Raw genomic sequence first — 15,157 nt, forward strand, 5'->3', positions numbered from 1 at the left:
GTGCGGCGCAGATGCTTTGGCCTCCTTCGGAGAATGAATCAATGCGGGTTGGTATTGCGGGAGCGGGCGCGATTGCTATGGGGTACGCAGCTCTGCTTCTTAGCCGAGGGCATGAAACGAGTGTTTGGTCCCCATCGGGCAACAGAACTGCAGATCTGCTTCTCGGCCATCCATTAAAGGTAAGCGGTGCAATCGAAGGAGCGTTTCGCCCTGGAGTTTGTCAAAGTGCGAGCGAGCTGGCGAATGCCGGGGTCGTCGTTCTGGCACTGCCGGCCTACGGCCATCGTTACGTCATAGATGCTCTCGTCCCACACCTGGATACAAGGCATGCGATCATCATCAGCGGCCACCTTTCATTTGCTGCTCTCTATCTCTTCAAGCGCCTGGCGGAGCGAGGACTGCAGATACCAGTAGCGGTTTGGAACACGACGGCTCTGACGTGCAAGGCCCAGTCGTTCACTGAGGTGCGGGTCGGCACTCTACGCAAAATGGTGTCCATGGCCGTCGTGCCGGGCGCGATGGCCGGTCAGGGCTTTGATATCTGCGTTGAGCTTTTCGGGCAAAGGTTCGCGTTGCAGGATGATCTGCTGACGATCTCCTTAAGCAATCTCAATCCTCAAAGCCATCTGGCCATAGCACTATGCAATTTGACTAGGCTGGAGCGCGGGGAGGCTTGGGGACAGCGAGAAAATATGACTCCGACCGTCGGTCGTTTTATCGAGTCTCTTGACCGTGAGCGCCTTGCTCTGGCTGAGGCTTGTGGCAAGACGGTCGCCACGGTGTTCGATCATTACCGCAACTCTTTCGGGCTGACCGGCGAGTCGGTTGCCGAACTTGCGGCCCTACAGGTCGGGCGAGGCGCGGATGTAGCCGGGCCCAAAACGATCGATAGCCGCTACGTGCTTGAAGACGTCCCGTTTGGTCTTGTCCCCCTGCTATATCTCGCGGAGATGACCGGCACGGACATTCCCCTACATCGCAGCGGCGTCGCCATTCTGAGCGCCTGCTACGGGAGGAATTTCATGACGGAGAATGACCTGCTGCCGGAGATCGATACTGCGGAGCTGCGTGAAATACTGAATTATTTCTAGAATGAGCTAGGACGTTTATTCTTCGTTCGAACTGTCGCCGCCACGGGATAAAACCTTCGGCGAGCAATCTTGCGGCGTTCATCCATATCAATCTGGGAGTAGGTGCGCTTCATGGGTCGTTCCTTGCAACTGATAAGCCACTATTATCTATCGCAATCGCACTTCATCCTTGAACCCACCTGGCGCATTGTCTCTCTAGATTGCGATTCGAGCTTAAACGATATCGCATGGGGCAGTGTGGCCCGGTTCGCCGGGCCGGTACTTCCAACTCAACACCATGGTTCTCGCCGGCCGCTCCATGTCATGGCGAGACCTTGGATGGGACCCTGGTCAACATCAGTGCCTCGCGCTTGTCATTGCGTATTCTCTATGGAAAGAACCGCCGAACCAACTTCAGGAGGACTGATGGAAGACGCAATCCAGATCGACAACCGCGGCGACTTCGGCCTCTGGGCCATCGAAGTCGCCAAGCAGATTGTTGCGGCTCAGGGGTTTGATCTTGCACGTGCTGCCCGCGATGGTTCTGAGGACGACGTCCGCGCGGCTGGCAACGCTCTTGGCCAAGCCATAACCGACGCGATGATCGAGGTTTTCGACGGACTGACAGAGGGTGTCTCCGGCGAGTAAGCGACCGTCTGAAGCGGAATGCCTCTGTCGGGGGCAGTCGGTTCCGGCTTCCGCTTGCGCGGCGCTATGCTAAGCCTCCTGCGGCTGCCCCATATCCGACCGATGCATAACGAGAATTCCCGAAATCACGCCCTGTCGGTCGTCGCGATGCTGATTTCTCCGATGCTCTTCATTTTTTTGTCGGCAGGCGCTTCGCGCTGCCAAAACCTGCTCCGTCCGACGCGGCTGTCATATCTTCCCGCCGAAACCAGATGGCGCGCTCGCATCTGAGTGGCGGGTTGCCGGCCGTAAAAACGATTTGCTCATCCTCCCGCATGCGCAACACTTCATGCGGCTGGATCAGCGGCCGGGCGACCAACCGCTTTGAGCGCGTTCGAGACGAGCCGCGTGACTGGAAACTGCGGCTGACCTGATCGATCTCTACGGTCGTCACAACGCATCGACGAGAGATGTAATCGGCGGTTGCCGGATCGTTGATACGGCAAAACTGATCCAGCTTGCGCACTCGAACCATTTGCTCGACGCGTTGCGCCCATAGGTTTCACGCAGTTGGCCGATCGATTGATAGATCATTATCAGCGGTCTCCAGAATACGCATGTGGCCGAGATCCCCTCGGCTATCGAGTCGAATGATGCTTCTGAACTGAAGGTCGACCTGGTCGATCCCTGCGCCAACCTGCGCATGGGCACAGCGATGTTCGCCAAGATCCTTCGTTTCGTTGCAAAGCGGTATGGAAATCCGAGGAGCGAAGAGGTTTCCCGCTGTTGTTCGATGACGCGATCCGCGCCTGGCGGCCGGGCAAGTTCAAGGATGAGGCCTGTTACAGGCTGAGGATACGGGTGGCGCGGTCGCGCAGCGTTGGCCGGTGAAGGCCGATGATGCTGGCGAGGACGGATCTTTAGAAATGCGAGCAAACTCCGCCCAAACCCGACGACGCTGAATCAGGATCGATCCGACTAGGATCGGAGCCCAAAAAGTGACCGGTCGAGCCGCTGTTCTAGGAACCAGTGAATTAAGGACGCTCTCAGTATGCCGGGAGCGAATAGCGTGTGAGAACGGCTTCATCGCCCTCAGTGCTGATCTCGATCACCTCGTTCAGGACTTCTTCGCCGCCTGCAACTTCCTCCAGGACGAGCGTAAACAGGTCGCGCTGCAATGCCGGAACAACCTGAGGCACGATGATGATCAATCCCGCATGGATCTCTTCATTGCCGTAAAGTTTCCTGAAATCGCGCGCGTTGTTGGTCACAAAGGTGTAGTCCTCCGCCACGATGCGCGGCATCAGACCCCGGTCTTTCTCGCCGCTCAAGCCGAGCCAATTTACGTGGAAGCCATCGTGGCCGTTGTCCTGAGCGACGGCCACGAGAGACGTGTGCAGGCACTCATCAATCAGGAACTTCACGAGATCAGCTGCCGGACGATTTGCTAGCGGCCTTCGGAAGTGAGAGACGCTTTACAGATTTCACGGTCGCGCCAAGGTCGGAAAGTTTGCGGGGCCGGCCCCGTGCCGGGTGAGCAGCGGTCCAGATCTCTGCGAGTTCTACCATACGCGTAGTGAGCGAAGGATACCCGTCGACAATTTCCTCGGTGGTCGCGCCGTGGGCCTTCATGGCGGCAATCGTCCTGACCGGAACACGGGTTTTGCTGAAGACCGGTTCGCCGCCAAGGACACCCCTTACAGATCCGATAACGCGTTCCGCTTCCCGTAGTGCCTCCGCACGCGCAGCAAGCTGTTCCCGGGCCCGGGCAACATCCACGATCAGATAATCGTCTGCTCGAACAGTATCGGCATCTGGATTCTGGTCTATGGTGTCGAACAGCCGTTGGCGAAGCTCAGCCGACAGGATTGAGCCGACACCGTACCAGAGCTTGAGCCGCAGCAAATCATCGTCGGAAAGCGCGCGCCCTTCATTTCCAGCGAGACGTCGGGCGATAATCCGTTTGTCGATTGCGTTATGCACCGACTTCACGGCAATTTCGCTGACGGCGGCTGCTTCTGCAGGCGTGTAGACGCGTGAAATCTGAGCCATAATCATTCTCCTTGTGGAGAATATATAATAGCATCTGGATAGGAAGTGAAGAGGCGTTTCGATGATCTGGTAGATTGAGTGGACTCATCACATCTGAGTGGCGAGGCCGAGCCATTTGCTTTAAATCTCTCTGTCCGCCGTGACCAGTTCGACATGGCTCACACCCAGTGCCTGGGCAATCTCATGTAACGTAATCACGGAGGAGTTTTGTTTCCCTCTTCCTCTGGCGCGGTCATAAACGTTCTGACTGACCTGTGCCGAGATCCTGCCCGGAAGTCACAGTTCAAGCCAAAGATCATGGTCGCAGGAAAGACGGATCCCCGCTTCAATTCGTAGAGCGAAACTGTGGGACGACTTGGTTTGGGAGATAGCCGAGATCATTCATGTCAGAGCGGTCTTCTGGAGAGGTGTGTGCGGTCGGGTGCATCGTGCGACGGAGCAGCGCGCCTCAATGATTTCGTCCAGGCATGGCCTCAAAACCATCTACGCGAGAGGATGCAAAGTTCCGTTCCGGTAATCTCCCACATGTGGCGTTGTCTCATCCATTCGATTGAGTCTTGCAGGCGCTATGCAACGCAGCCCACTTGTCACAACCGAAGATGCCATGCCGTGCCCCTTCATCTGCCAGCTGGCATGTCCACTGCGGTCTCGATGGGGCATGTCTGACCAAAGACCGCCTCGCGATGCTCGGCTCGATCGGCATCCGCAACGGCCGGCTCGTTTTCTTCCCCCTGTGCGCTGAAGCACCCATTCCTCGCGAGGCAAGAAAGCCTCTCCTTTGGCCGTCCTCCACTCCGTTTCGGCCTTTCAGGTGCAGGCTGATCGTCTCCGGTCCTATCGACTGCCATCGAGGCCGCGATGGACGCGGCCCGAACAACCGAAAAGGAATACGACAATGGCAACCATCGGCTCTTTCACCGCTTCCGGCAACGGCTTCTCCGGCACCATCAAGACCCTCAACCTCAACGTCAAGGCAACCATCCGCACTGTTGAGCGCACTTCCGAAAAAGGCCCTGACTACCGCATCCTCGCGGGAGCCACAGAATTCGGCGCCGCCTGGAAGAAGACCTCGAACGAAGGCCGCGATTACCTCTCGGTAAAGCTCGACGATCCGAGCTTTCCGGCCCCGATCTACGCAACGCTGATCGAGGTCGAAGGCGAGGAAGGACTCTCCCTCATCTGGTCCCGGTCGAACCGGGACTGAGACTGGATGCCCCGCCTGCCAAGGCGGGCTCTCCATCTCATAGATCACTTGTTCAGTGAATCCTTGAGCGCCTTGGCAGGCGCGAAGGTCAGCTTCTTCGAAGCCGCAACAGTCATCTTTTCTCCGGTCGCAGGATTGCGACCCTCGCGCTCAGGCGATGCCTTCACCTTAAATTTTCCGAATCCTGGGATTGAGGTTTCAGCGTCGGAGCCTGCGGCATCGGCGATTGCCTCGAATACGGCCTCAACGATACCCTTGGCCTGAACCTTCGTCAGGCCGTTATCGGCTGCGATCTTGTCGGCGATTTCATTGGTGGTGGTCATGGAATTCCTCGCATCTTGTTGTCAAAGATAAAATCCGTGTCAGCTTATGACCGGATTGTCATCGGCGACGATGGGGCCGAGGATCAGATCCGTGGGATGTCCACAGGTCCTTTTGGCCGATAACCCCGTTTGCGCTTCTCGCGAAGCACGTCGAGGAACAGGTTGATGGCCTGTCTCTCGTTGTCAAACAGATGCACCATCTGCTGTCCGCGCGTTCCAATCCGCCCCCAGGCGCGCACCAGCGACACCTCGCCGAACAGTGTCGGCTGAACGGCAAGTGCGTAGAACCGCGCCATGTTCTTTTCCGGCGCGATACGCTCGACATAGAGGTGGTAGGGCTGCGTGATCATAAGAGCAGAATCGCGCGTTCGGATTCCGCCGTCCAATGAGAGTTTTGAATCGGTCGGGCATCATCGATTCACGACAGTGATCCGCCGGCGCCCGGATCATTCGCACCAGCTCCGGCGCGATCCTTCCCACTTCCGAGCCAAGCCTTCGGCGACGAGTATATCACCGACCGAGCGCCGATTGCGGTAGACGATCCTGAGCTTTCGGCCAAAGCGATCTTCATCCCTGGCGGAAGTCTTGAACGAGAGCAGACCGGAATTGAGGATCTCGAGCAGACGCTGTTTCGCAGCATTGCCGAGCTCTCGCTCGCGTGCGCATCTCGGCGGGCTGAGTTCCGGCGTGTCGATGTCGGCGATCCTGATCTTTTCGCCTCGAAACCAGAATGTATCACCATCCACCACGCAGGTTATCCGTTGCCCGCTTCCGCAGATCGAAAATGCTTCGCTCGAGCTTTTCGTTTGCTGGGCTGACCCGGCAGAAGCGACGAGGCAAATTGCCGTGATTGATAGGGCGGCGACGGCCGGGAAAGCTTTCAATCTGTTGTCTCCTCAATTCCTGTTGCGAGACCCGTCTCATTGGCTTCGGACCCTTTTATGGCCTGCCTGTGAAATCGGTTTTGCCCTACGCAAGCGCTCATATCCTTGCGCCTGAACCAGATGGCGCGACCGCAGCGTAGCGGCGCATTTCCTGCGGTGAAGACGATCTGTTCATCACCGCGCATGCGCAGCACCTCGTGCGGCAAGATCAACGGGCGGCGGGTCAATTGCTTCGACCGTGAGCGTGACGATCCCTTCATTCCGGAAGAGCGGTTCGTCTGGTCGACCTCGACCGTGGTGTCGCCGCAACGCCTGGATATGTACTCGGCCGTTTCCGGGTCGTTGATGGCGGCAAACGAGATCCACGATGCGGACTCGAACCATTTCGAGGTTGCATCGCGACCGCCATAGGTCTCGCGCATCTGCCCGATCGACTGGAAGATCAGCGCCAGGCTGATGCCGTACTTGCGTCCGCCGTCACGGGCCGTTTCCAGGACGCGCAGATAGCCAAGGCGTGCTACCTCATCGAGCAGAAACAGGGTGCGACCTCCAACCTCGCCATTGCGATTATAGATCGCATTGAGGAAGGAGCCGATGACCACCCTTGCCAGCCCCGGATGCGCCTCCAGGACCTTCAGGTCAAGGGCGATGAAGATGTCCGTGCCGCCCGTTGCCAGCTCGTCGGTCGAGAAGCTGTCGCCTGAAACGAGGGCGGCATAGTTCGTATAGGAAAGCCAATGCGTCTCCTTGACCGCATTGGCGTAGACGCCGCTGAAGGTTTCCGGCGTCATGTTGACGAAGACGGCGACGTTCTCGCGCACGAAAGTGGATTCCGACTGCTCGTAGATTCGCGTCAGCCGTTCGCGCAGCTTCGGCTCTGGTTCGGAGAGATTGGCCCGGACCCGGCGTAGCGTCTGGTCCTTTGCGTCCGTGTGCCCGGACAGGCAGACGTCGGCGATCAGCGCGGTCAGCAGCTGCATGGCGGACGCGCGGAAGAAGTCGTCGCGGGCGGAAGCTGCTCGGGCATTGTCGGTCATGATCCATGTCGCCACCGCGACGATATCTTCTTCCTTGGTACCACCGAACCGGCCGATCCAGTCGAGGGCATTGAAGCCGGTCGCAGGGTCGCCGGGATCGAGCACGATCACCTTGCGGCCAGCCTTGCGTCGATGCTCGATGACCATCGGCGCGACCTCGCTCGACGGATCGAGCACGACGAGCCCTCCGCCCCATTTGAGAGCGGTCGGGATCGTGACAGATGTCGTCTTGAAGCCGCCCGACCCGGCGAAGACGATGCTGTGCGACGAGCCGAATGAGCCGTCAAAGCAGAGCAGCGGCGACTTGCCCCCGGCACCCCAGCTCTGTGGGTCATCGGCACGGAAATCCGCGGCCGCGACACTGTCTCGATCGACTCGGTATCGCTCGCCAATGACGATGCCGCCAGCGTCTGGAAAAAGCTTCAGTGCCTCCTGCATGGTCATCCAGTTGGCATCGCCATGCACGGCACGTTTGCCACCGATCCGCGTGGGCCCAGCCTCGGCGAAGGCGGCGTTGCCTTTGATTGTGACGCGCAACGCAAACACCCCGCCGAACAGTGCGGCGCTGGCACCGACCATCGTCGCCGGATCGGCATAGGCGAGAACTAATTGTCCCGCCGGCACGCTGCTGGAAATGCCGGCGAGGCGGATTGCTTCCCGGGCGACTGCGATGACGATGACCGCGCCATTTCCGGCAAGCACGCTCAGTGCGGCTGCCTTGATGTTTGCCGATCCATTCGCGGCGAACAGCGCGATCACCCCGATTGCGGCAGCCGCGGCGTAGGGCAAGGCGAGACCGGCGCGCCCGAGCAAGAGCTTTGTCTGCGCGGATGATCCAAAGCCCACGAGCCTGTGTTCCATGCCGGAGGTCGCGAACATGATTGCGATGATGACGACCGCCGGAACGATCGACAGCAAAAGTCTATTCACCGTCATGACCGAATGCGTCCGCACCGATCGTGGTCAGTCGCGCGCGCTCCGCCTCATTGAGTTTGGTTCGTTTGGCTGCATCAATCAGCAGCCCCAGCAGCAGCGCCCGTTTCTCATAGCGCAAGCCCGCCTTCACGATCAGGCCACCGAGCTCGATCTTCTCGCGCGTGTCATTCTTGCGCGCTTCCGATGACATTCCCTTTGCCATCCGTTCAAGCCTCACTAGCCCCGCCCGCATTCGCGCCAGACGGGAGCGTCGAGGATGTCTCGCTGCCGGTCCTGCCGCTGCTCGCATTTTTTCTTGCCGTCGCCTGTCCTTGGCCCGCGCGAAACCTTCCTGCAATCTCCTCGAATGCCGTCTGAAGCTCTGCTTCGTCGATCTCGATCTCACCAATGCCGGCCTTCAGCGCGATCCGGCCGATGCGTTCAGCCTCGCGTGTTTCAGCCGCTCTCAACTGGTCCTGCAATCTCGCGATTTCTTCCCTGATCTTGGATGATGGCTTCTTCATTCCGGATGCTCTCCTTGAGGTCATTGGCGTTGCTGTTGCGACGCCAAGAATCCCCCGGATGCCTTGAAAAGGGAATCTGCAGATCTGCAGATCGGCAAAGCCGATTCTTTCGTGGATGATCCCGCCGTTCCGAAGGAGCGGTTCCAAGGGCGCAATTATACGTCGCTGACGCGACGAGTTTGCGTTCAGCCCTGGCGGGGCCGGGCTGGACCGCCGCTCCCGACGGACGAAGGTTTATCTTTGGAGATTTCATCGCCGTGGCCATCGCCCATTTCTCAGCCAGCATTGTCAGCCGCGGCGACGGTCGCAGCGCCGTGCTTTCTGCGGCTTACCGGCACTGCGCCAAGATGGAATACGAGCGCGAAGCCCGCACCATCGACTACACCCGCAAGCAGGGCCTGCTGCATGAGGAGTTTGTTCTTCCCACTGACGCCCCGAAATGGGCACGGGCGATGATTGCTGACCGTTCGGTCCCGGGCGCGGTCGAAGCCTTCTGGAACAAGGTCGAGGCGTTTGAAAAGCGCTGCGATGCACAGCTCGCCCGGGACCTGACCATCGCTCTTCCGCTGGAGCTCACCCCCGAGCAAAACGTAGCCTTGGTCAGGGATTTCGTGGAAAAACACATCCTCGCCAAGGGCATGGTTGCCGACTGGGTCTACCACGACAATCCCGGCAACCCACATATCCACCTGATGACGACATTGCGCCCGCTGACCGAAGATGGTTTCGGGGCGAAGAAAGTCGCGGTGACAGGAGAAGACGGCCTGCCTCTCCGCACCAAATCCGGCAAGATCGTCTACGAGCTCTGGGCCGGTTCGACGGAGGATTTCAGCAAGCTGCGGGATGGTTGGTTCGAGCGCCAGAACCATCATCTGGCGCTGGGCGGTATTGATCTTCGCATCGACGGCCGCTCCTACGAGAAGCAGGCCATCGCGCTCGAACCGACTATCCATCTCGGCGTCGGCGTCAAGGCGATCGAGCGCAAGGCGGAAGTCAGGGGTGTGCGTCCTGAGCTCGAACGGATCGAGTTGAACGAGCAGCGGCGTAGTGAGAATGCCCGCCGCATTCTACGAAATCCGGGCATCGTGCTTGAACTGATCACGCGTGAGAGGAGCGTCTTCGATGACCGCGACGTCGCCAAGGTGCTGCTTCGCTATATCGACGATCCCGGCATTTTCCAGCAGCTCTTGGCACGCATTCTCCAGAATCCCGAAACCCTGCGTCTGCAGCGCGACACGATCGAGTTCGCGACCGGACAGAGGCTGCCGGCGCGATACACCACCCGGGAGCTGATCCGGCTCGAAGCAGAGATGGCCCGGCGATCCCTCTGGTTGTCCGAGCGGGAAACGCATGGTGTCTCCCCGACGGTGCTGGCGGCGACCTTCGCGCGACATACCCGGCTGTCGGATGAGCAGCGAGCCGCAATCGAGCACGTCGCAGGCTCCGCGCGCATCGCCGCCGTCGTTGGTCGCGCCGGTGCTGGCAAGACCACGATGATGAAGGCTGCCCGCGAAGCCTGGGAACTTGCTGGGTATCGCGTCGTCGGTGGAGCGCTTGCCGGAAAGGCGGCAGAGGGTCTTTCGAGCGAAGCAGGGATCCAGAGCCGCACGTTGGCATCCTGGGAGCTGCGCTGGAAAAAGGACCGCGACACGCTCGATGCCAGAACGGTATTTGTTATGGACGAGGCCGGCATGGTGGCGTCCAGGCAGATGGCCGGCTTCGTGGAGGCGGTGGTCAAGTCCGGCGCCAAGCTCGTGCTTATCGGCGATCCCGAGCAGCTTCAGCCAATCGAAGCGGGTGCCGCGTTCCGCGCCATCGCCGATCGTATCGGATACGCCGTACTCGAAACCATCTATCGCCAGCGCGAGGACTGGATGCGCAAGGCCTCGCTCGATCTGGCGCGGGGCCGCATAGGCGAAGCGCTCGCCGCCTATCGTTCCGAGGGCAGGGTGCTTGGCTCGGAACTGAAGGCTCAGGCTGTCGAGAGCCTCATTGCCGACTGGAACCGTGATTACGATCCGAAGAAATCCATGTTGATGCTGGCGCACCTGCGCCGCGACGTCCGCATGCTCAATGTCTTGGCGCGTGAAAAGCTTGTCGGGCGCGGCATTCTCACTGAAGGCCATGCCTTCAAGACGGTAGATGGTATCCGCCATTTCGATACCGGTGACCAGATTGTCTTCCTGAAAAACGAAGGCTCGCTCGGCGTCAAGAACGGCATGATCGGCCGTGTCGTCCAGGCAGCGCCGAACCGGATATCCGTCGTGGTCGGCGAGGGTGATCAGCGACGTCAGGTGTTGGTCGAGCAACGCTTCTACAACAATCTGGATCACGGCTATGCCACCACGATCCATAAGAGCCAGGGTGCGACGGTCGACCGGGTGAAGGTGCTGGCAAGCTTGTCGCTCGATCGCCATCTCACCTATGTCGCGATGACGCGCCACCGCGAGGATCTGGCGCTCTATTATGGCCGGCGTTCCTTCGCCAAGGCAGGCGGTTTGACGGAAATCCTGTCGCGCAGGAATGCGAAAGAGACCACGCTCGATTACGAGCGCGGTGGCCTCTACCGCCCGGCACTCGCGTTTGCCGAAAACCGCGGCCTCCACATCGTCCAGGTCGCCCGAACCCTGTTGCGCGACCGGCTCGACTGGACGCTGCGCCAAAGCTCGAAGCTTGCCGATCTGGCTGTCCGCCTCCGAGCCGCCGGCGAGCGCCTCGGCCTGCTCCAAACCCTAAAATCACAAACGATCAAGGAGGCCCGCCCGATGGTGTCAGGCGTAAAACTGTTCCCGGTACCACTGAGCGTCTCCGTCGATCGGAAAGTTGCTGATGACCCTGCTGTGAGACACCAATGGGAGGAGGTCTCGACCCGCTTCCGCTATGTGTTCGCCGATCCCGAAACCGCCTTCCGGGCGATGAACTTCGATGCGGTCCTCGCCGACAAACAGGTGGCGTTGCTAACGCTCCACAAGCTTGCGGCCGAGCCCGCGTCGGTCGGGCCGCTCAAGGGCAAGACCGGCATTCTCGCCAGTAAGTCTGACCGCGAAGATCGTCGGGTCGCGGAACTCAACGTACCTGCGCTGACGCGGGATATCGAAACTTACCTTCGGATCCGCGAGGTCGCCGTTCAGCGGATCGAGGGTGAGGAGAAGACGCTGCGCCAACGTGTGTCGATCGATATCCCGGCGCTGTCGCCGGCGGCGCAGAGCGTGCTGGAACGGGTGCGCGACGCGATCGACCGCAACGATCTTCCCGCGGCGATGGCATACGCACTCAGCAACCGCGAAACCAAGGCCGAGATCGACGGTTTTGGCAAGGCGGTGGCCGAGCGGTTTGGCGAGCGTACCCTGCTGACCAACGCCGCGCAGAATCCACAAGGCCAACTGTTCGACAAGCTCTCTGAAGGGCTGGCACCTCAGGAGAAGGAGCGTCTGAAGGAAGCCTGGCCGGTGATGCGGACCGCCCAGCAACTGTCCGCACAAGAACGCACGGTTGCTACGCTGAAGCAGGTTGAGGACCTGAAGGTCGCTCAGCGTCAGACGCCGGTGATCAATCAGTGAGCAGGCGAGGGGTGATTGCGTTCGTCACTGCAAGCGCGAGCGTCATGGCTGCTTTTGCAGCGATCGGGCTCATCGGTGGCATCAGGCTGAACCTGACGCCGAGCGAACCGCTAGGTATCTGGCGTATCGAGACGGTTAGTAGAGCTCCAAGCGTTGGCGATCTCGTGTTCGTCTGCCCTCCAGCCACGCCGCAATTTGAAGAGGCCCGGCGGCGTGGCTATGTCCGGCACGGACTGTGTGCTGGCGGTTTCGCGCCGCTTATCAAGACCGTTGCAGCGCTTCCCGGCCAGCGCGTCGCGATTGGCGACACTGTCGCGATCGACGGCACAGTTCTCGACGCGTCTCTCATCCGCAAGAACGACGGGCAGGGCCGTCCGATCATTCCCTATTCCGGGGGCATCGTGCCGCCGGGACACCTGTTTCTCCACTCATCCTATGCGAGCTCCTATGACTCCCGATATTTTGGAACGATCCCCGACAGCGGGCTCCTCGGACTTGCTAAGCCGATCCTCACCTTCGGGCCATGACCGTTTGCGTGGGGCGATCCTGATTGGGCTGTCGGTCGCGGCGGGCGCGGTCGCCTGGAGCGGAAATATGTTGACCCTCCCGGTCGCGATGCTCTTTCCATTGCTTTGGGCCAAGTCGCCATCACGAGTGATCGCGGCTGCCGTGTCGGCGGCATATTTCCTCGCCGCATCCAGGGGTTTGCCGCAGGGTGTCGCGAAGTTCTATGCCGCAGATCTGTGGCCCGGCCTTTTGCTTTGGGCGACGGCCTCAGTGGGCTTTACCCTAGTGCATGCCGTCCTCTGGACAGGGCATTCGGAAAAGAGAAGGGGCGTGCGGTATCTGCTCGCCATGGTGCTGACGGGTGTGCCGCCCTTCGGGATTGCCGGCTGGGCGCATCCGCTAAATGCGGCTGGCGTCCTTTTCCCGGGTTGGGGCTGGTGTGGTCTTGGGGCGACCGCGATCCTGTTGGTCGTCATGACCGGTCGAAGGTGGCAAATCGCGGTCGCAGTCCTGTTTGGACTATACGCCTGGTCCGCCACGGACTGGACGCAGCCAACGGTACCAGACAGCTGGAAAGGGGTCGACCTTGCGCTCGGGCAAAACCTCGGTCGAAACGGCGCCCTGCGTTATCATCGTGACTTGATTGCAACCGTTCTTGCGGAGGGCGAAGAGGCCCGTTTCGTGGTTTTGCCTGAGAGAACGATTGGCTTCTGGACGCCGACCGTTGCACGAGTCTGGCAGCATGGTTTGCTGCGATCCGACATCACCGTGATCGCAGGTGCGGCGGTCGTCGATGCTGCCGGTTACGACAACGTCATGGTTTCCATCTCGGCCAGTGAGGCCCGTATCCTTTATCGCGAGCGCATGCCGGTTCCGTTGTCGATGTGGCGGCCTTGGCAGTTCTGGATGGGCCAGGGCGGCGGGGCGCGCGCCCATTTTTTTGCCAATCCGGTCGTCGAGGTTGCCGGCATGCGGATCGCACCGCTGATCTGCTACGAGCAACTGATCCTTTGGCCAATCTTGCAGTCAATGCTTCAAGCTCCCGACATCATCGTGGCGACCGGTAACGGCTGGTGGACCTCCGGAACGTCCATCATTGCCATCCAGCAGGCCAGCGCTGTCGCATGGTCGCGGCTGTTCGGCGTGCCGATCGTCATGGCTTTCAATCAGAACAGCTTTCATTCAGATATTCGGGAAATGACAAAATGATCGATGCGGCCCTTATTCAACAATGCGCCGACACGGCTCTAAGGCCTGAGATCGTCGAGATGTTTATCGATCGGGCAGGGTCGCAGGATCCGCTGGCCATTACCGTGCGTTCTGGAAACCGTATCGTGCTCGTTCCGAAACCGACGACGCCGGACGAGGCCCTCTCACTGATCCTTGACAACCTCGGGCGCAATACCGTGCGTGTTGGCGTCACACAATATCCTGCTGGGCTCGGCATTATGGAGGCAGGTCAGTTGAAGCCGGACCTGATCGAGCCTTGCGAAAACATTCGTTTGGGTACCGCACTGTTCGCTAAGGTCTATCGGATCGTCACCAAGTGGTATGGAAGCCCAATGGAGAAAGATGTTCTGCCGCAGGTCTTCGATGACGCGATCATCGCCTGGCAGACCGGGTATTTCGAAGGTACCGCCGTGTTCCGCGCGGAAGAGCCGGGTGATGTAAAGCTCGCCCAGCCGGAGCCGGTCGGGCGCGATGGCGCCGACACACAAGCTGACCTTCTTGACAGCGAAACCAAACCCGAAACGCCGGCCGACGCTGTGGCACCCGATGCGAACAAGGCAGGCATTCGGATCGATCTGTCGGGGATTGGAGGGAGACCATGACCAGAAGTATCTGCAGATCTGCAGATGGATTGTTTCTCCATCGCTCTAGCGAAAACAGCATCCACCTTCTATAACGCCGGACAAGGCAGTACGCGCTGCCCGGGGTGTGGAAACCTCTATCTGGTGGTTGATGTCGGCCGTAACGACATCAGAATCCTCTGGCCAATTGGCCGGTGGGCCTGCGACGTATGTCCAGGTGCTCCGGTGCTAAAGGTCGCAGGACTGTCCAGATACAGTTTCCAACCCCCGGCTTGGGATCAGGGATTAACGTTTGCGGGGGCGCACCGCAGACAAAGCCGGGGTAGATCGGGATGGCAGCAGACAATAGAACATTAACGGACAAATGCGAACTTCGCCCTGTGATCGGGCTGACGCGCGGGCTTTCGGCGGCGGACCTTGAGACATTGACTGTCGATGCGATCCGCACCCACAGGCAACTCGTCGGGAAGGCGGATCAGTTGTTCCAGGCCCTGCCTGACGACTATAAAAATGGGACTGTTGCGGGCGGCGCCCAGCATCTCGTCTACATCGAGGCGATGATCGCGATGCACGCGCAGATGATCGCACTCAACACGCTACTCGATATTTTGGGCTACATACCGAAGGTCCCAGTCAACTAGAC

17 protein-coding genes and 2 pseudogenes are annotated in these 15,157 nt (G+C 59.8%); 9 read left to right on the forward strand and 10 right to left on the reverse strand.

Translation table 11 applies throughout. The annotated features are described in order from the left end of the window. Positions 1-41 precede the first annotated feature (41 nt). Together IFT59_RS20640 and IFT59_RS20645 are read left to right on the forward strand one after the other, a co-directional pair. The gene (locus IFT59_RS20640; protein ID WP_192088142.1) at positions 42-1,091 is read left to right on the forward strand and encodes an NAD/NADP octopine/nopaline dehydrogenase family protein; all 1,050 of its coding nucleotides are present in this window, start codon (positions 42-44) and stop codon (positions 1,089-1,091) included. A gap of 405 nt (positions 1,092-1,496) precedes the next feature. Further along, entirely contained in the window at positions 1,497-1,718 is a 222-nt protein-coding gene (locus IFT59_RS20645) for a hypothetical protein (RefSeq protein ID WP_192088143.1), read from the forward strand. 125 nt (positions 1,719-1,843) lie between these two features. Here the strand turns inward: IFT59_RS20645 and IFT59_RS20650 are convergent. Next, positions 1,844-2,358 (reverse strand): annotated as a pseudogene (locus IFT59_RS20650) (type IV secretory system conjugative DNA transfer family protein); the annotation flags it as partial. On the opposite strand from IFT59_RS20650, the gene IFT59_RS20655 reads away from it, so the two are divergent. Then, a complete protein-coding gene (locus tag IFT59_RS20655; protein ID WP_342366125.1) occupies positions 2,317-2,550 on the forward strand; it encodes a hypothetical protein in 234 nt (77 codons plus the stop codon). The pseudogene IFT59_RS20650 and the gene IFT59_RS20655 overlap by 42 nt on opposite strands. A gap of 193 nt (positions 2,551-2,743) precedes the next feature. Here the strand turns inward: IFT59_RS20655 and IFT59_RS20660 are convergent, their stop codons facing one another. From IFT59_RS20660 to IFT59_RS23185, 3 genes and pseudogenes are all read right to left on the reverse strand, one after another. Continuing rightward, positions 2,744-3,121 carry a DUF5615 family PIN-like protein gene (locus IFT59_RS20660; protein ID WP_192088144.1) on the reverse strand — a complete coding sequence of 126 codons (378 nt, stop codon included), beginning with the start codon at positions 3,119-3,121 and terminating at the stop codon, positions 2,744-2,746. Between the two features lie 4 nt (positions 3,122-3,125). Beyond that, positions 3,126-3,749, reverse strand: a complete 624-nt coding sequence (locus IFT59_RS20665; RefSeq protein ID WP_192088145.1) for a DUF433 domain-containing protein — start codon at positions 3,747-3,749, stop codon at positions 3,126-3,128. Between the two features lie 219 nt (positions 3,750-3,968). Continuing rightward, positions 3,969-4,137, reverse strand: a pseudogene (locus IFT59_RS23185) (IncP-type conjugal transfer protein TrbI); the annotation flags it as partial. Between the two features lie 507 nt (positions 4,138-4,644). Between IFT59_RS23185 and IFT59_RS20670 the strand changes: the two are divergent. Next, positions 4,645-4,953, forward strand: coding sequence for a DUF736 domain-containing protein (locus tag IFT59_RS20670; protein ID WP_132279658.1), 309 nt, complete (start codon positions 4,645-4,647; stop codon positions 4,951-4,953). Between the two features lie 44 nt (positions 4,954-4,997). On the opposite strand, the gene IFT59_RS20675 is transcribed toward IFT59_RS20670, so the two are convergent. The 6 genes from IFT59_RS20675 to traC form a co-directional block, all read right to left on the reverse strand. Next, positions 4,998-5,276, reverse strand: a complete 279-nt coding sequence (locus tag IFT59_RS20675; protein ID WP_192088146.1) for an HU family DNA-binding protein — start codon at positions 5,274-5,276, stop codon at positions 4,998-5,000. A gap of 83 nt (positions 5,277-5,359) precedes the next feature. Further along, positions 5,360-5,626 (reverse strand): WGR domain-containing protein, encoded by a 267-nt coding sequence (locus IFT59_RS20680; protein ID WP_192088147.1) that lies wholly within the window; start codon positions 5,624-5,626, stop codon positions 5,360-5,362. Positions 5,627-5,722: 96 nt separating this feature from the next. Continuing rightward, positions 5,723-6,118 carry a thermonuclease family protein gene (locus tag IFT59_RS20685; protein ID WP_446737856.1) on the reverse strand — a complete coding sequence of 132 codons (396 nt, stop codon included), beginning with the start codon at positions 6,116-6,118 and terminating at the stop codon, positions 5,723-5,725. Positions 6,119-6,156: 38 nt separating this feature from the next. Next, on the reverse strand, positions 6,157-8,133 hold the full coding sequence (gene traG / locus IFT59_RS20690; RefSeq protein ID WP_192088149.1) for a Ti-type conjugative transfer system protein TraG: 1,977 nt from the start codon (positions 8,131-8,133) through the stop codon (positions 6,157-6,159). Further along, positions 8,120-8,335 (reverse strand): type IV conjugative transfer system coupling protein TraD, encoded by a 216-nt coding sequence (traD, locus tag IFT59_RS20695; protein ID WP_192088150.1) that lies wholly within the window; start codon positions 8,333-8,335, stop codon positions 8,120-8,122. Before traD ends, traG begins: the two co-directional genes overlap by 14 nt. 4 nt (positions 8,336-8,339) lie before the next feature. Beyond that, on the reverse strand, positions 8,340-8,636 hold the full coding sequence (gene traC / locus IFT59_RS20700) for a conjugal transfer protein TraC (RefSeq protein WP_192088151.1): 297 nt from the start codon (positions 8,634-8,636) through the stop codon (positions 8,340-8,342). A 257-nt stretch (positions 8,637-8,893) separates the two neighbouring features. On the opposite strand from traC, the gene traA reads away from it, so the two are divergent. The 5 genes from traA (at position 8,894) to IFT59_RS20725 (ending at position 15,155) form a co-directional block, all read left to right on the forward strand. Beyond that, on the forward strand, positions 8,894-12,196 hold the full coding sequence (traA, locus tag IFT59_RS20705; RefSeq protein WP_192088152.1) for a Ti-type conjugative transfer relaxase TraA: 3,303 nt from the start codon (positions 8,894-8,896) through the stop codon (positions 12,194-12,196). A gap of 44 nt (positions 12,197-12,240) precedes the next feature. After that, complete coding sequence (traF, locus tag IFT59_RS20710) at positions 12,241-12,723, forward strand: conjugative transfer signal peptidase TraF (RefSeq protein WP_197978184.1); 483 nt, start codon at positions 12,241-12,243, stop codon at positions 12,721-12,723. Further along, the gene (locus IFT59_RS20715; protein WP_192088154.1) at positions 12,644-13,912 is read left to right on the forward strand and encodes a conjugal transfer protein TraB; all 1,269 of its coding nucleotides are present in this window, start codon (positions 12,644-12,646) and stop codon (positions 13,910-13,912) included. Before traF ends, IFT59_RS20715 begins: the two co-directional genes overlap by 80 nt. After that, a complete protein-coding gene (locus IFT59_RS20720; RefSeq protein ID WP_192088155.1) occupies positions 13,909-14,535 on the forward strand; it encodes a TraH family protein in 627 nt (208 codons plus the stop codon). Before IFT59_RS20715 ends, IFT59_RS20720 begins: the two co-directional genes overlap by 4 nt. Before the next feature lie 311 nt (positions 14,536-14,846). Further along, positions 14,847-15,155 (forward strand): transcriptional repressor TraM, encoded by a 309-nt coding sequence (locus tag IFT59_RS20725; protein ID WP_192088156.1) that lies wholly within the window; start codon positions 14,847-14,849, stop codon positions 15,153-15,155. Positions 15,156-15,157 lie beyond the last annotated feature (2 nt).

This window comes from Rhizobium sp. CFBP 8752 (assembly GCF_014842035.1).
Classification (GTDB): domain Bacteria; phylum Pseudomonadota; class Alphaproteobacteria; order Rhizobiales; family Rhizobiaceae; genus Neorhizobium; species Neorhizobium soli.

What these genes read in the sequence shown, in the direction of transcription:
- IFT59_RS20640 (WP_192088142.1), top strand. Translation starts at nt 42, where the DNA reads ATGCGGGTTGGTATTGCGGGAGCGGGCGCGATTGCTATGGGGTACGCA.
- IFT59_RS20645 (WP_192088143.1), top strand. Translation starts at nt 1,497, where the DNA reads ATGGAAGACGCAATCCAGATCGACAACCGCGGCGACTTCGGCCTCTGG.
- IFT59_RS20665 (WP_192088145.1), bottom strand. Translation starts at nt 3,749, where the DNA reads ATGGCTCAGATTTCACGCGTCTACACGCCTGCAGAAGCAGCCGCCGTC.
- IFT59_RS20670 (WP_132279658.1), top strand. Translation starts at nt 4,645, where the DNA reads ATGGCAACCATCGGCTCTTTCACCGCTTCCGGCAACGGCTTCTCCGGC.
- IFT59_RS20675 (WP_192088146.1), bottom strand. Translation starts at nt 5,276, where the DNA reads ATGACCACCACCAATGAAATCGCCGACAAGATCGCAGCCGATAACGGC.
- IFT59_RS20680 (WP_192088147.1), bottom strand. Translation starts at nt 5,626, where the DNA reads ATGATCACGCAGCCCTACCACCTCTATGTCGAGCGTATCGCGCCGGAA.
- traG (WP_192088149.1), bottom strand. Translation starts at nt 8,133, where the DNA reads ATGACGGTGAATAGACTTTTGCTGTCGATCGTTCCGGCGGTCGTCATC.
- traD (WP_192088150.1), bottom strand. Translation starts at nt 8,335, where the DNA reads ATGGCAAAGGGAATGTCATCGGAAGCGCGCAAGAATGACACGCGCGAG.
- traC (WP_192088151.1), bottom strand. Translation starts at nt 8,636, where the DNA reads ATGAAGAAGCCATCATCCAAGATCAGGGAAGAAATCGCGAGATTGCAG.
- traF (WP_197978184.1), top strand. Translation starts at nt 12,241, where the DNA reads ATGGCTGCTTTTGCAGCGATCGGGCTCATCGGTGGCATCAGGCTGAAC.
- IFT59_RS20715 (WP_192088154.1), top strand. Translation starts at nt 12,644, where the DNA reads ATGACTCCCGATATTTTGGAACGATCCCCGACAGCGGGCTCCTCGGAC.
- IFT59_RS20720 (WP_192088155.1), top strand. Translation starts at nt 13,909, where the DNA reads ATGATCGATGCGGCCCTTATTCAACAATGCGCCGACACGGCTCTAAGG.
- IFT59_RS20725 (WP_192088156.1), top strand. Translation starts at nt 14,847, where the DNA reads ATGGCAGCAGACAATAGAACATTAACGGACAAATGCGAACTTCGCCCT.